The 14,505-nt window shown below is 60.2% G+C and carries 13 protein-coding genes; 6 read left to right on the top strand and 7 right to left on the bottom strand.

The window, feature by feature from the left end; all coding sequences use genetic code 11:
* Positions 1-16 precede the first annotated feature (16 nt).
* The gene (locus ABLU96_RS00625; protein ID WP_004848509.1) at positions 17-1,501 is read left to right on the top strand and encodes a sugar ABC transporter ATP-binding protein; all 1,485 of its coding nucleotides are present in this window, start codon (positions 17-19) and stop codon (positions 1,499-1,501) included.
* Positions 1,502-1,520: 19 nt separating this feature from the next.
* The gene (locus ABLU96_RS00620; protein WP_170873311.1) at positions 1,521-2,543 is read left to right on the top strand and encodes an ABC transporter permease; all 1,023 of its coding nucleotides are present in this window, start codon (positions 1,521-1,523) and stop codon (positions 2,541-2,543) included.
* Between the two features lie 45 nt (positions 2,544-2,588).
* Here ABLU96_RS00620 and ABLU96_RS00615 read toward each other — a convergent pair whose 3' ends face one another.
* Genes ABLU96_RS00615 through ABLU96_RS00585 form a run of 7 tightly spaced genes read right to left on the bottom strand, consistent with a single transcriptional unit; the run spans position 2,589 to position 9,055 of the window.
* Positions 2,589-3,830: a Zn-dependent hydrolase gene (locus ABLU96_RS00615; RefSeq protein ID WP_049082174.1), complete on the bottom strand. Its 1,242-nt coding sequence runs from the start codon at positions 3,828-3,830 to the stop codon at positions 2,589-2,591.
* On the bottom strand, positions 3,827-4,309 hold the full coding sequence (locus tag ABLU96_RS00610) for an L-2-amino-thiazoline-4-carboxylic acid hydrolase (RefSeq protein WP_025107105.1): 483 nt from the start codon (positions 4,307-4,309) through the stop codon (positions 3,827-3,829). Before ABLU96_RS00610 ends, ABLU96_RS00615 begins: the two co-directional genes overlap by 4 nt.
* Positions 4,310-4,326: 17 nt before the next feature.
* A complete protein-coding gene (locus ABLU96_RS00605) occupies positions 4,327-5,484 on the bottom strand; it encodes a branched-chain amino acid ABC transporter substrate-binding protein (protein ID WP_023320490.1) in 1,158 nt (385 codons plus the stop codon).
* Between the two features lie 27 nt (positions 5,485-5,511).
* Positions 5,512-6,231 carry an ABC transporter ATP-binding protein gene (locus ABLU96_RS00600; RefSeq protein ID WP_064405451.1) on the bottom strand — a complete coding sequence of 240 codons (720 nt, stop codon included), beginning with the start codon at positions 6,229-6,231 and terminating at the stop codon, positions 5,512-5,514.
* Positions 6,224-6,991, bottom strand: a complete 768-nt coding sequence (locus ABLU96_RS00595; RefSeq protein WP_025107103.1) for an ABC transporter ATP-binding protein — start codon at positions 6,989-6,991, stop codon at positions 6,224-6,226. The genes ABLU96_RS00600 and ABLU96_RS00595 overlap by 8 nt, the downstream gene beginning before the upstream one ends.
* Entirely contained in the window at positions 6,988-8,094 is a 1,107-nt protein-coding gene (locus ABLU96_RS00590; RefSeq protein WP_046876915.1) for an ABC transporter ATP-binding protein, read from the bottom strand. The genes ABLU96_RS00595 and ABLU96_RS00590 overlap by 4 nt, the downstream gene beginning before the upstream one ends.
* A gap of 10 nt (positions 8,095-8,104) precedes the next feature.
* Positions 8,105-9,055: a branched-chain amino acid ABC transporter permease gene (locus ABLU96_RS00585; protein ID WP_064405453.1), complete on the bottom strand. Its 951-nt coding sequence runs from the start codon at positions 9,053-9,055 to the stop codon at positions 8,105-8,107.
* A gap of 171 nt (positions 9,056-9,226) precedes the next feature.
* Here ABLU96_RS00585 and ABLU96_RS00580 point away from each other — a divergent pair, with 171 nt between their 5' ends.
* The 4 genes from ABLU96_RS00580 (at position 9,227) to ABLU96_RS00565 (ending at position 14,505) form a co-directional block, all read left to right on the top strand.
* Positions 9,227-10,156, top strand: coding sequence for a LysR substrate-binding domain-containing protein (locus ABLU96_RS00580; RefSeq protein WP_025107100.1), 930 nt, complete (start codon positions 9,227-9,229; stop codon positions 10,154-10,156).
* A gap of 211 nt (positions 10,157-10,367) precedes the next feature.
* Positions 10,368-12,248, top strand: coding sequence for a beta-glucoside-specific PTS transporter subunit IIABC (locus ABLU96_RS00575; RefSeq protein ID WP_046876913.1), 1,881 nt, complete (start codon positions 10,368-10,370; stop codon positions 12,246-12,248).
* Entirely contained in the window at positions 12,245-13,669 is a 1,425-nt protein-coding gene (locus ABLU96_RS00570) for a glycoside hydrolase family 1 protein (protein ID WP_064405455.1), read from the top strand. The genes ABLU96_RS00575 and ABLU96_RS00570 overlap by 4 nt, the downstream gene beginning before the upstream one ends.
* Positions 13,666-14,505 (top strand): PRD domain-containing protein, encoded by an 840-nt coding sequence (locus ABLU96_RS00565; RefSeq protein ID WP_064405459.1) that lies wholly within the window; start codon positions 13,666-13,668, stop codon positions 14,503-14,505. Before ABLU96_RS00570 ends, ABLU96_RS00565 begins: the two co-directional genes overlap by 4 nt.

Below are 14,505 nucleotides of genomic sequence, written 5' to 3'. Positions count from 1 at the left end.
GGTACGGAGGTGAAGTATGAACGCTTTTGCACTTGAAGCCGAAGGGATCAGCAAATTCTTCCCCGGCGTGAAGGCGCTCGACAACGTCTCATTACGCGTGCGCCCGGGGACGGTGCACGCGCTGATGGGCGAAAACGGCGCCGGAAAATCCACGCTGATGAAATGCCTGATCGGGATCTACCGTCCCGATAAGGGCGCGATTCGCGTTAAAGGGGAGCCGGTCCAGTTTCAGGATACGATGGACGCGCTGCGCGCCGGGATCTCGATGATCCACCAGGAGCTGAATCTGGTGCCGCATATGACGGTGGCGGAAAATATCTGGCTCGGCCGCGAGCCGATGAAATACGGTTTTGTCGATCATCGCCAGCTTGCCCGCCAGACGCAGGATCTGCTGGATAAACTCAATATCCGGCTATCCGCCGACCGGCTGGTGGGGGAGTTAAGTATCGCCTCCCAGCAGATGGTGGAAATTGCCAAAGCGGTTTCGTGGAACGCGGATATTGTGATTATGGATGAGCCGACCTCGGCGTTAACCGAAAGCGAAGTGGCGCATCTGTTTACCATTATTCGCGATTTACGCCAGCAGGGAAAAGCCATTATTTATATCAGCCATAAAATGGATGAGATTTTCGCGATTACCGATGAGATCAGCGTATTTCGCGATGGCACCTGGGTCGGCAGTAAACATACCACCGAGTTTACCCGTCAGTCGCTGATCACCCAGATGGTCGGCCGGGAGCTCACCCAGCTCTTTCCCAAGTTCAATAACGCCATTGGCGAAGAGGTGCTGACCGTCCGCAATCTGTCGCGCAAGGGGGTCTTTCACGATATCAACTTTAGCGTACGCCGCGGCGAAATCCTCGGCGTGGCGGGGCTGGTGGGGGCCGGGCGTAGCGAAGTGATGGAGAGCCTGTTCGGCATGGATAAAGCCGATAGCGGCGAAGTGCTGATTGAGGGAGTGCCGGTCACGATTGACTCGCCTTCGACGGCGATTGAAAAAGGGATGGCGCTGCTGACGGAAGACCGCAAAAAGTCCGGACTGTTTCTCGTACTGTCGGTGCTGGAGAATATGAGCATCGTCAAAATGCCGGAATATATCGGTAAAACCGGCTTTGTTCAGCACCTCAAAATGGCCGAAGACTGCATGGAGCAGATCCGCCGCCTGAATATTAAAACCCCCACCATGGATCAGATTATTAATAACCTCAGCGGCGGTAATCAGCAGAAGGTACTGATTGCCCGCTGGCTGCTGGCCCAGCCGAAAATACTGATTCTCGATGAGCCGACGCGCGGAATCGACGTCGGGGCGAAAGCGGAAATTTACCATCTGATCAGCGAGCTGGCCAACCGCGGCGTGGCGGTGATTATGGTCTCTTCAGAATTGCCGGAGATTCTCGGGATGAGCGATCGGGTGATGGTCATGCATGAAGGGCGTATTACCGGCATCCTCAATAAAGAGGACGCCGACCAGGAAACCATTTTGTCGTTGGCATCCCATTGAGGCACAGAGAATGAGCAATATGAAAATAACGGCGACCCCGATCACTGAGAAACCCTCTTTCTTTGGGCAATTACGCCACCGGCTGCCGAAAGATACCGGGATATTTATCGTCATGCTGGTGATTGCCCTGACGTTTGAAATTGCCGGCTGGTACGTCCGCGACCAGTCCTTTTTATTAAACACCAATCGCCTGATATTAATTGTTTTGCAGGTAGCGATTATCGGTATTATCGCCGTCGGGGTCACCCAGGTCATTATTACCACCGGCATTGACCTCTCCTCCGGCTCGGTGATCGCTCTCGCCGCCGTGGTGGCGGCAAGCCTCGCGCAAACCTCCGATAGCCTGTCGCCGATGTTCCCGTCGCTGGTCAATATGCCGGCGATTATCCCGATTGGCGCCGGCATCGGCGTCGGTCTTCTGTGCGGCTTAACCAACGGTTTTCTGGTGACCCGCACCGGCATCCCGCCGTTTATCGCGACGCTTGGAATGATGGTGTCGGCGCGCGGTCTGGCGCAGTACTACACCCAGGGCAACCCAATCAGCTTCTTATCCGACAGCTTTACCGCCATCGGCCAGGGGGCGATGCCGGTGATTATTTTCTTCGTCGTCGCCGCGGTCTTCCATATCGCCCTGAAGCATACCCGCTACGGTAAATACGTTTACGCTATCGGCGGTAACATGACGTCGGCCAAGGTCTCCGGTATCAACGTGAATAAATACCTGGTGATCGTCTATGCCATCGCCGGGGCGCTCTCCGGCCTGGCGGGCGTGGTGCTGGCGGCGCGCGTCAGCAGCGGGCAGTCGAGCATGGGCATGTCCTACGAACTGGATGCTATCGCCGCGGCGGTTATCGGCGGCAGCAGCCTGATGGGCGGGGTGGGGCGCATCACCGGGACCTTAATCGGCGCGATGATCCTCGGCCTGATTAAAAGCGGGTTTACCTTTGTCGGCGTCGACGCCTACGTGCAGGATATTATCAAAGGCATCATTATCGTCGCGGCGGTGACTATCGATATGCGCCGCAACCGCAAAAAGCATTGATCGGCAATAGCCCACGGCCTTGGCTGGCGTGGGCTGTATCGCGCTTTACGTCGCGCCGCAAGCGGGCTCATCCGCGGCAAGACGTAAACTGTTGAGCAGCACGTTCGCCCCTTTCTCCGCCCATTCCGGCAGAATGTTCTCCGCTTCGTTATGGCTAATTCCCTTCTCGCAGGGAATGAAAATCATGCTGGCGGGCGCGACCTTGCTGATATAGCAGGTATCGTGCCCGGCGCCGGAAACCATGGTTCGCGCGCTATAGCCCAGTTCGTCCGCCGCCCGCTGGCTGCGCGCCAGACATCCGGTATCAAAGGCAATGGGCGCGTAATCAAAAATACGCTCGACGTTTGCCGTCACGCCGCGCGCCGCCAGCGCTTCAGCGGCGCGATGCAGGGCGAGTTCCATCGCTTCCAGCGCCGGGGATTGCGGATGACGAAACTCGACGCTGCACGCCACGCCTCCCGGCACCACGTTGCGCGATCCCGGAATGACCTGCGCCATGCCGATAGTCGCACGCCCGTCTGGATTATGGGCGATACCGATTTGCTCCACCGCCAGCGCCAGCTCGGCGAAGGCGGTCAGCGCGTCGCGGCGGCTGCCCATCGGCGTGGTTCCTGCGTGGGCGGAAAAGCCCTCCAGAGTGACGTTGAACCAGCGCTGGCCCATTGCCGCGTGAACGAGGCCGATATCAACGCCTTCTTCTTCCAGAATCGGCCCTTGTTCGATATGCACTTCGTAGCAGGCGTGGAGCGGGAAGGCGGCGGCAGGACGCTCCCCGCGATAGCCGATAGCCTCCAGCGCCGCGCCAACGCTGATGCCGTCGCGATCTTCGCGGGCGAGGGCGAAAGCTTCGCTAAACTGCCCGGCCCACACGCCGGACGCCAGCATCGCCGGGGCAAAGCGCGCGCCTTCCTCGTTGGTCCAGTTCACCAGCACGATATCGCGTTCGGTCTCAATGCCGCGATCGTTCAGCGTGCTCAGCGCCTCCAGCCCGGCGAGGACGCCGTAAATGCCGTCATAGCGGCCGCCGAGCGGCTGGGAGTCGACGTGGGAACCGGTCAGCACCGGGGCTAACTGCGAATTTTTACCGGCGCGGCGAATAAACATATTGCCCATGCTGTCGACGTCGCAGGGAAAGCCGGCCTCCTGAGCCCACTGGCGCAGCAGGTCGCGCGCCTGACGATCCTCTTCGCTGAGCGCCAGCCGGGTCACGCCGCCCGCCGGCGTGGCGCCGAGCAGCGCCATCTCGTTGAGCGTCGACCACAGACGTGCGCCGTTGACGGTTATCATGACTTGTCCTTTTGCACGCGATAGCGGAAGTCGCAGCATTTACCGCCCTGCATGATGGTGGTGGTGCGGGTCAGCTCCACGTCCGGGGCGTAGCCGACGATAAATTTATCGTCGCGGGCGCAGGAGAGCAGGTGGCCAATCTCGCCGAGGCCCATTTCGTGGTACATCTCGGCGTAGCGGCAGCGGTTCACGTTGTAGTTATACTGCTGGTCGTCGGCGTCCAGCACCGTGACTTCCAGGGCGTTATCTTTCTCCCACAGATACTGCAGCGCGACAAAGCTCTGGATATCCGCACCGTTCGGCTCCTGGCGGGCAAACGCTTTTCCCGCCTCAATGGCGGCGTTTTCAATCGCTTCGCCGATGACCGCCTGGGCGCGAGCTTTCCCTATCTCGCGCACCAGGATGGCGTAAATCGGCTTGATTATTTCTGCTTCAATTTTGCGGCGGGCGAGAATGCCCAGCTCGTTATTATCACTCATCACATTGCCTCACTGCGTTACTTCGTTGTTGCGCCGCCGAGTACGGTTTGCGGCTGCCATTTTCCGTCGACGACTTTATAAACGGTAAAGGTTGGCGATTTCAGGTTGCCCTCTTTATCAAAGGCGATTTGTCCGGTCACGCCGGCGTAGTTAATGGCGCGCAGGGCGGGCAGATAGTCGGCAGGGTCGACGGAGTCGGCTTTTTCCATCGCCGCGACCAGCACGCGGGTAGCGTCATAGGCGAACGGCGCGTGCAGTTCGATATGGGTGTGATAGCGCGACTGGTAGGCCTGCTCGAAGGCTTTACCGCCCGGCATCTGCTCGACCGGCAGCCCCGGCTCCAGCGCCACCACGCCGTCGCCCTCTTTTTGCGCCAGCTGGAGGAAGGTCTGGCTAACGAAGCCGCCTGCGCCCATCAGGGTGGCGTTCATACCCAGCTGTTTGATGCGGCGCGCCAGCGGGGCGGCCTGGCTATCGACGCCGCCAAAGAAAATCAGGTCGGCGTTTTTGCTGCGGATCGCGGTCAGCACGGCGCTGAAGTCGACGGTTTTGTCATCGACGTACTGGCGGTCGACGATGTTGATTCCCTGCGCTTCCAGCGACTTAATAAACTCATCCGCCAGCCCCTGGCCGAAGGCGGTACGGTCATCGATGACCGCGATGCGTTTGGCCTTCAGGGTTTGTACCGCGTACTGTCCGGCAAACTGCCCGCCGTCATCGTCGTGGCCCATCACGCGGAAGCTGGTGTCGAAACCCTGTTTGGTGTAGGCGTGCCCGGTGGCGACCGGCGCGACCTGGGCGATGCCCGCATCGTGATAAACCCGCGCAGCGGGAATGCTGGTGCCGGTGTTCCAGTGGCCGACGACGCCCGCGACGCCGCTATCCACCAGACGCTGGGCGACGGCAACGGCGGTGCGTGGGTCGGACTGATCGTCTTCCGATTGCAGCTTGAAGGTTACCGCCTTGCCGCCGATGGTCGGGTGCTGCTTGTTGATATCGTCAATCGCCAGCTGCGCGCCGTTTTCCAGATCCTTGCCGATACGCGCGGAAGGGCCGGTGAGCGGGCCAGCCAGGCCGATAATAACGGTTTCGCTGGCCGCGGACCACGCGGCGGATGAGGCAAAACCACTGAGCAGAATAGCGGCGCTGAGCGCGCTGATTTTTACGGTTTTCATTGTTTTTCCCTGATGCTGGTTGGTGTGTTAAACGGGCATTTCGCCCAAATAAATCTGTGCAATACGATCGTCGGCCAGCAGCGTCTGCGACGGACCGCGCTCGACGATGCTGCCGCTATCCATTACCCAGGCGCTGTCGGTCGCCTCCAGCGCCAGACGTGCGTTCTGCTCGATCAGCAGCAGCGCGACGCCGCGCTGGCGCAGGGTGGCGATAACGCGAAAAATGTTCTCGACCATCAGCGGCGCCAGGCCCATTGACGGCTCGTCGAGGATCAGCAGGCGCGGCTGGCTGAGCAGGGCGCGGTTGAGCGCCAGCAGCTGCTGTTCACCGCCGGAGAGCAGCCCCGCCAGCTGATGCTGGCGTTCGGCGAGGCGCGGGAAATTAGCGAAGATGGCGCCCATCTCCTGCTTTACCGCCGCCGCGTCGCGTCGGAGCCAGGCGCCCATTTGCAGGTTTTCCAGCACCGTCATGCGCGCAAAGATGCCGCGTCCTTCCGGCACCATCACGAGACCTTCGCGCAACAGGGATTCGGCCCGACGTTTGCGGATCGGCTTGCCGTTAAACAGAATTTCGCCGCGAAAGGGGTCCAGCCCGGTAATGGCGCGGACGGTGGAGCTTTTGCCCGCGCCGTTGGCGCCGATAAGCGTGGTCTGCTCGCCCTCTTTCACGCTGAATGAGACGTCGCGCACCGCCTGGATGCCGCCGTAGTGGACGCTAAGCTGGTTAACGGTTAATAAATCAGACATGGACATTGCCTCCCAGCCAGGCGGCGATCACCGCCGGATCGCGGCGTACGGTATCCGGCGTGCCGCTGGTTAACGTTTTGCCGTAATCCAGCACCATCAGGCGATCGCAGATCCCCATCACCAGCTTGACGTCATGCTCGATCATCAGCAGCGTTTTGCCGTCGTCGCGAATGCGCAGCAGCAGTTCGCCAAGGGCCATCTTCTCGGCGGCGTTCATCCCGGCCGCCGGTTCATCCAGCGCCAGCAGGCGCGGTTCGGTGGCCAGCGCGCGGGCAATCTCCAGCCGCCGCTGGTGGCCGTAGGCGAGGTCGCAGGCGCGATAGTGGGCGAACTGCGCGATGCCGGTATAGTCCAGCAGGTGCCAGGCCAGCTCGCGGGTTTGCGTCTCCTCGGCGCGGGCGCGTTTATGACGGGAGATCGCGGCCCACAGGCCGTTGCGGGTGCGGACATGGCGGCCCACCATGACGTTTTCCAGTACCGACATGTCGTTAAACAGCCGCACGTTCTGGAAGGTGCGGGCGATGCCCGCGGCGGTCACTTTCTCAATATTGTTCGGAGAATAGGCTTCGCCGCCGATAGCGAACTCGCCGCTGTCCGCCGGGTAGAGCCCGGTAATCAGGTTAAAGCAGGTGGTTTTCCCCGCGCCGTTGGGGCCGATCAGGCCGTAGATTTCACCCTGATTAATGCTCAGCGATACGTTGTCGACCGCCGTCAGACCGCCGAAACGCTTCGTCATATGGCGTACGCTTAACAGGCTCATGCTTTCGCTCCTTGATGTCGCGCGGGCCAGATGCCCTGAGGGCGCAGCAGCATGACCAGCACCAGCGCCAGGCCGTAGAACAGCTGGCGCAGCACTTCCGGGTCAATCAGCACTTCGCCAAACAGCGCCTGCTGTACCGGCGCCGCCTGGCTGCGCAGCAGCTCCGGCAGCGCGGTCAGCAGCACCGCGCCTAGGATCACGCCGGGGATATGCCCCATCCCGCCCAGCACCACCATCGCCAGGACCGCTATCGACTCCTGCAGGGTAAAAGATTCCGGTGAAACGAAGCCCTGAAATGCGCCGAACAGCGCGCCCGCCACGCCGCCGAATGAGGCGCCGATAGCGAAAGCCAGCAGTTTGTAGTTCCGCAGGTTGATGCCCATCGCGCGGGCGACGTCTTCATCCTCGCGGATGGCGTGCCAGGCCCGGCCAATGCGCGAATGCTGCAGCCGCAGGCAGACGAAAATAATCGCCACAATCACCAGCATCAGCAGGTAGTACCACAGCCACAGCGCCGGGACTTTAAAGCCAAACCAGTGATAAACGCCGCTAAACTTGAGGCCGAACAGATTCAGCGAATCGACCCCGGAAATGCCTTTTGCGCCGTTGGTGATGTTGACCGGACGGTCGAGGTTGCGCATCAGGATGCGGATAATTTCGCCGAACCCGAGGGTGACGATGGCCAGATAGTCGCCGCGTAGCTTCAGCGTCGGCGCGCCCAGCACGATACCGCAGCCTGCCGCCACCAGCGCGGCGAGCGGAATAATCACCAGCCAGGAGGTGTGCAGGCCGTCCGGAAACCAACTATTTAAAATCGGGAAGACGTCCAGTAGATGCGGTGAGGCCAGCAGCGCCGCCAGATACGCGCCGACGGCGTAAAAGGCGATAAAGCCCATATCCAGCAGGCCGGTGTAGCCGACCACAATATTCAGCCCCAGCGCCAGCATAACGTAGAGCAGGGCGAAGTCGATGACCCGCACCCAGTAGTTGCCGCCGAGCTGGCTGGCGACCATCGGCGCTACCAGCAGCGCGCAGACCAACAGGGTCATCCCGGACCAGAAGCGGCGGGAGACGACAGGCGTATCGAGTTGTGCCGTTGTCATGATTTTTCTCCTAAGCCCGGTGCGCGACGCGTTCGCCGAGCAAACCGGCAGGGCGGAGGACCAGCACCAGGATCAGCACCATAAAGGCGAAAATATCCTGGTAGTTGCTGCCGAAGACGCCGTGGGTCAGGTCGCCGAGATAGCCTGCGCCAAGGGATTCGATAAGGCCCAGCAGCAGGCCGCCGATCATCGCGCCACGAATATTGCCGATGCCGCCGAGCACCGCGGCGGTAAAGGCTTTAATGCCGGGCAGAAAGCCCATGGAGAAGCTGGCATTGCCGTAGTTGCTGGCCATCATCACGCCAGCCAGCGCGGCGAATATGCCGCCGATGGCGAAAGTGAGGGCGATAATTGCGTTAGGATTAACGCCCATTAGCGTGGCGATGCGCGGATTTTCCGCTACCGCGCGCATACCGCGACCTAAACGGGTGTACTCCACCAGCAGCCACAGGCCAAGCATCACCGCGAAGGCCAGCGCGACGGTGACGATTCCGGTGACGGTAACGAGAGCCGGTGGATGCGCTGCGTTGCCGTGGGTCACGGCGATCGCATCCATTGGCAGGATCTGCGGGAACATCAGCGGATTGCGCGACCAGACGATCATCGCCACGGTTTGCAGCAGCACCGAGACGCCGATCCCGGAGATCAGCGGCGCCAGGCGCGGGGCGTTGCGCAGGCGGCGGTAGGCAAAGCGTTCGACCGCCATCGCCAGCAGGGCGCAGACCGTCATGGCCAGCAGCAGCGCCAGCCCGAGCTGCGCCAGCGGTGGCAGAGTAGGGAAATGCGCGTTCAGGGCGTGCATCCCGGAAAGGGTGGTCAACGCGCCGACCATCAGAATGTCGCCGTGGGCAAAGTTAATAATGCGCAGGATGCCGTACACCATGGTATAGCCGAGCGCGATCAGGGCGTAGATGCTGCCGAGCATGACCCCGTTGATGATTTGTTGTATGAGTGTGTCCAACTGATTGTTCCGACAAGATGCTCAAATAATAGCTACCATCCAACAAATGAATTAAATTGTAAAATACGCATATATTCTTTCTTATTATAAATGTGTGGTTAACTATCCTTATGATTTTAAATATAATTTAATAACTCGCCGGATAGCGCAATGCGCTAAGAAAATCAACATATGAAAAAAACAGAACAATCAGAAGCGCCGGTTAGCTGGTCGGAGAGTACGTTGGCCAACGATCCGCCGCTGCGGGCGGTGCGCGCCTTCGAGGCGATCGCACGCCTGGGCAGCGTGACCCTGGCGGCGCAGGAGCTGGCGATATCGCCTTCGGCGGTCAGTCATCAGCTTAAGGTGCTGGAGGGCTATTTGCAGATCCCGCTTACCGAACGGCAGGGGCGGCGGCTGACTCTCAGCCAGCAGGGGCGGGAGTATTATCGCTCGATCCGCGCGGCGTTTAACGTGCTGCGTCAGGCCACCGAGCATCTGGTCGAGCAGGTGCAAACCCAGCAGGTGACGATCAGCCTGATCCCGCTGTTTGGCATGGGCTGGTTTATTCCCCGCCTGCCGTCGTTCGTGCACGCGAACCCGCATACCGAAATCAACGTGGTTTATGCTAACCACCGCAACTATCTTAGCGACGCTTCCGATATGTCGATCCGCTTTGGCAACGGTCACTGGGTGGGCTATCAAAGCGAAAAGCTGATTTCCGGCAAAATGGTGCCGGTATGCAGCCAGGCCTTTTTGCGCCTGCACGGGCATATTGATACCCCGGAACAGCTGTTGCAGATGCCGCTGCTGCACGATGAGGAGCGCACGACCTGGAATCAGTGGTTTGTGCAGCAGGGCGTGAAGCGCCCGCCGCGCTCGACCGGGCCGCTGTTTGAGGATGGCCTGTTGACCCTGGCTGGCGTACAGGCAGGGCTGGGCTGCGCGCTCATGCGCGAGCCGCTGATCGCTCCCTATCTGAAGCGCGGTGAGCTGGTGAAAATCTTCGATGCGGCAATTGATGATGGCCGGGATTATTATCTCTGCGTGCGTCAGGATAGCGAGATGACTCCCAACGGTAAGCTATTGCAGAGCTGGCTACGCCAGCAGGCCCTCGGTTGATATTTACTTAAGAATTTACTTAATCCAGTTCACACTTTTGTTCGGTCGCCATTGTCATTACGCAGGGGCGCTTAGATAATCCGCCGAAATAACCCATTTTTATGATGGCGTGCTACTGCGAAAGCAGGCAAGACCAAAATAGAAATGCTCTCCCGCCAAGGGGAGCGTCTCTGTTTTGGTCTTTTTTTTTGCCCCAACACCAGGGAACACTATGAACTATAACGAAACAGCAGACAAAATCCTCCACGCGGTGGGCGGTGCGGAAAATATCCGCATGCTCACCCATTGCGCGACCCGGCTGCGCATGGAGTTCAATGACCGCGCAAAGGTTAACGATGCGCAGATTGGCTCCCTCCCCGGCGTGATCAGCGTGGTGGAGAAGGGCGGCCAGTTCCAGATTGTGATCGGCAACGAGGTGCAGCAGGTTTACCGGCGGCTTAATAAGGCGCTGCCGGAGAAGAAAGGCCCGGCAGGCGGCGATAAAAACGCGAAGCCGGCCGGCATCGTCGCCCGGATTATCAGCGTCATTTCGACCACCTTTACCCCGGTGATCCCGGCGATTACCGGCGCGGGGATGATTAAAGCGCTGCTGGCCATTCTCAAGCTCACGGGGGTGATTAGCGAAACCAGCTCGACGTATCAGCTGCTGAATATTATTGCCGACGCCGCCTTCTTCTTCCTGCCGGTGCTGCTGGCCTACGGCGCGTCGCTGAAGTTTGAATGCAATCCGATTCTGGCGATGACCCTCGCGGGCGTGCTGCTGCATCCGGGCATCGGCCAGATGCTGGCGGCCGGTAAAGCGGTCGATTTTGTCGGCATCAACGTCCTGCTTTCCGATTACGCCGGTTCGGTGCTGCCGATTATTCTGACCGTGTGGCTGATGTCGTGGGTGGAGCGCTTCGCCGAAAAAGTGTCGCCATCGATTATCAAGTTTTTCGTTAAGCCGATGCTGATTCTGCTGATTACCGCGCCGCTGGCGCTGGTGGTGGTCGGCCCGGCGGGCATTTTGCTTAACGATCTGGTCGCCGCCGGGGCGGGCGCTATCGACCGCCACGCCAGCTGGTTAATCCCGATGCTGATGGGCACCCTGCAGCCCTTCCTGATCATTACCGGCACCGCCTGGGCGATGACGCCGATCGCCACCGGTCAGCTGAGTAAAAGCGGTTACGAGATGATTAACGGCCCGGGGATGCTGGCATCCAACGTGGCGATGGGAGCGGCGACGCTGTGCGTGGCGCTGAAAACCAAAAATAGCAACCTGCGCCAGCTGGCCTCTTCGTCGGGCTTTACCGCGCTGCTGGGGATCACCGAACCGGCGCTGTACGGGGTGCTGCTCAAGTTCCGCCGGGTGCTGATTGCCGCGATGATCGGCGGCGGCTGCGCCGGGGTCTACGCCGGGGTGAGCGGGCTGGTGCGCTACGCGTTTGTCTCGCCAGGCCTCGCTGCGCTGCCGGCGTTTATCGGCGAAAACCCGATGAACATCGTCCATGCGCTGGTGACCTGCGCGATTTCCATCGTGGTGACCTTTACCCTGACCTGGTTTATCGCTTTTAAAGACGTTCCTGAGGAACAAGACGCGGTGAGCGAGACGCCGCAGCCTGCGGTCAGCCCGACAAGCGAGGGGGAGACGGAAGTATTCAGCCCGCTGCGCGGCCAGGTGGTGGCGCTCAGCGACGTGAACGACGACGTCTTTTCCGGCGGCCTGCTGGGCGAGGGGCTGGCGATTCGTCCCGAAGAAGGGGTACTGCGCGCGCCGTTTAGCGGCACGGTAATGATGTTTCTGCCCTCCTGCCACGCCGTTGGCCTGCAGAGCGACAGCGGTCTTGAGCTGCTGATCCATATCGGTATCGACACCGTCAATCTTAACGGCCAGCACTTTAGCTCTACGCTGAAGGTGGGTGATAAGGTGGAAGCGGGACAGGCGCTGATCCGCTTTGATATTCCCGCCATCGAACAGGCCGGATACGACCTGATTACCCCGGTGATTGTGGTCAACGGCGACGCGCAGCGCGCTCTGCGCCTCACCGCCGCCGCGCAGGTGGATTACGGCGAACCCCTGATGGTGCAATCCGCTAAGGAGGCGCAGGTATGATTTATCAACAGCAGGCCCGGTTCCCGGACGGTTTTCTGTGGGGCGCCTCCACCTCGGCCTATCAGGTTGAGGGCGCGTGGAATGAAGACGGTAAAGGGCCGTCGGTGGTCGACATGCTCAGCCATCCGCCGGGAACGGCGGACTTCCGCATCGCCAGCGACCACTATCACCGGGTGGAGGAGGACGTCGCGCTGATGGCGCAGATGGGGCTGAAGGCCTACCGTTTTTCGGTGGCCTGGTCGCGGGTGATACCTGACGGCGATGGCCCGGTGAATCCGGATGGGCTGGCCTTTTATCACCGCCTGATCGACGCCCTGACGCGCCACGGGATCACCCCCATCGTGACGCTCTACCACTTCGATCTGCCGTGGGCGCTGGAGCTAAAAGGCGGCTGGCTGAACCGCAAAACCGGGGAGGCATTCGTGCGCTATGCCAGGCTGCTGTTCAGCGAATTTGCCGCCAAAGTTCCGCTCTGGCTGACCATCAACGAACAGAACACCATGATTCTGCATCCCGGCGCGATTGGCGTGCCCGCCGATCGTGAACTGCCGGATAAGAAGGCGCTGTACCAGCAGAATCATCATATGATGCTGGCCCAGGCGCAGATCTTCGCCCTGTGCCACCGTGAGTTCCCCGGGCTGCGCATCGGCCCGGCGATAAACACCACGTCGATGTACGCCGAAAGCTGTAAGCCGGAGGACGCCATCGCCGCGCATAACTGGGAGACGCTGCGCTGCTGGAGCTTTTTGGATGTTGCGGTGCATGGGCGCTACAACGCCCTGGCGTGGGCCTATATGCAGGATCGCGGCCTTGCGCCGGAGGTGCAGCCGGAAGATGCGCTGATTTTGCAGCAGGGGAGGCCGGACTTTATCGCCATTAACTACTACTCGACCGCCACCATTGCCGCCAGCCGGGGCGACGGCGGCGACGTTGCGCCCCGCGCGGGCGATCAGCAAATTATGCTGGGCGAAGAGGGGGTTTATCGTCCGGCGGAAAATCCGTGGGTTGGCAAAACCCCCTACGGCTGGGTTGTTGACCCGGTGGGGCTGCGCCTGACGCTGCGTAAAGTGTGCGAGCGCTACGGTCTGCCGATTCTGATTAGCGAAAACGGGATGGGCGCGCCGGACAAGCTGGAGCATGACGGGACGGTAAATGATGACTATCGCATCGCCTTCTTACAGGCGCATATCGAGCAAATGCGGCTGGCGATAGCCGACGGCGTCGAGCTGATGGGCTACTGCCCGTGGGCGGCGATTGACGTGGTCAGCACTCACCAGGGATACGCCAAGCGCTACGGTTTTATTTATGTCGATCGCGGCGAGGATGACCTGAAGCACCTGCAAAGGATCCGCAAACGCAGCTTCTGGTGGTATAAGGATGTCATCGCGCAGAACGGCAACCACGACGAGTCGCAGAGATGATTGTTCAGAAGGTGCTCAATAATAGCCTCGTGCTCTCTACGGATGACGATAACAGGGAGGTTATCGTCATGGGGAAAGGCATTGGTTTCAATAGCAGACCCGGGGACGAGATCGCCCCGGAGAAGATAGAGAAGCTGTTCGTGACCCAGACGCTCGGCGCGCGCAGCGGCTATCTTGAGGCGCTCTCCGCCATTCCGGATGAGGTCATCGAAATGGCGGCGATGATTATTTCCCGCGCCAATCTGCAGCTCGCCGGCAAGGTTCGCGAGCAGATTTTCTTTACCCTCGCCGACCACCTGACCTTTGCCATCGAGCGCAGCCGTAAAGGGATCGCCATTCAAAATCGCCTGCTGCCGGAAGTCAGGCGTTTTTATCCGCAGCAATTCCGCGTCGCCAGCGAGGCGGTGACGATTATTCGTCAGCAGTACGGGATCGAACTACCGGAGGAGGAAGCCGGGAATATCGCCTTTCATCTGGTAAACGGCCAGAGCGAGGGCGACGACGTGGCGCAGACCATGCAGTCGGTGAAAATGCTGAAGGATATTTTTAATCTCGTGCAGTACCACTTTAAGCAGCAGATAGACACCGACTCGATAAACTACTCGCGCTTTCTGGTCCATATGCAGTTTTTCCTCCAGCGTTTACAGGAGGGGGAGCTGGACGGCGCGCGGGACAGTTTTCTGCTGGTGCAGGTGATTAAGGCGTATCCGGACGCATACCGCTGCGCGCTGCTAATCCGCGATTACGTCAAAGCCCAGCTCGATATCACCCTCGGCGGCAACGAGCTGCTGTGGCTCACCGTTCATCTGGTGCGGATCGCGGGACTGGATGCGTGA

The organism is Klebsiella sp. CN_Kp106, assembly GCF_040064575.1.
Taxonomy (GTDB): Bacteria; Pseudomonadota; Gammaproteobacteria; order Enterobacterales; family Enterobacteriaceae; genus Klebsiella; species Klebsiella michiganensis.
Note: the sequence above shows the minus strand (reverse complement) of the source record. Positions and strands in the feature narration are given on the sequence as shown.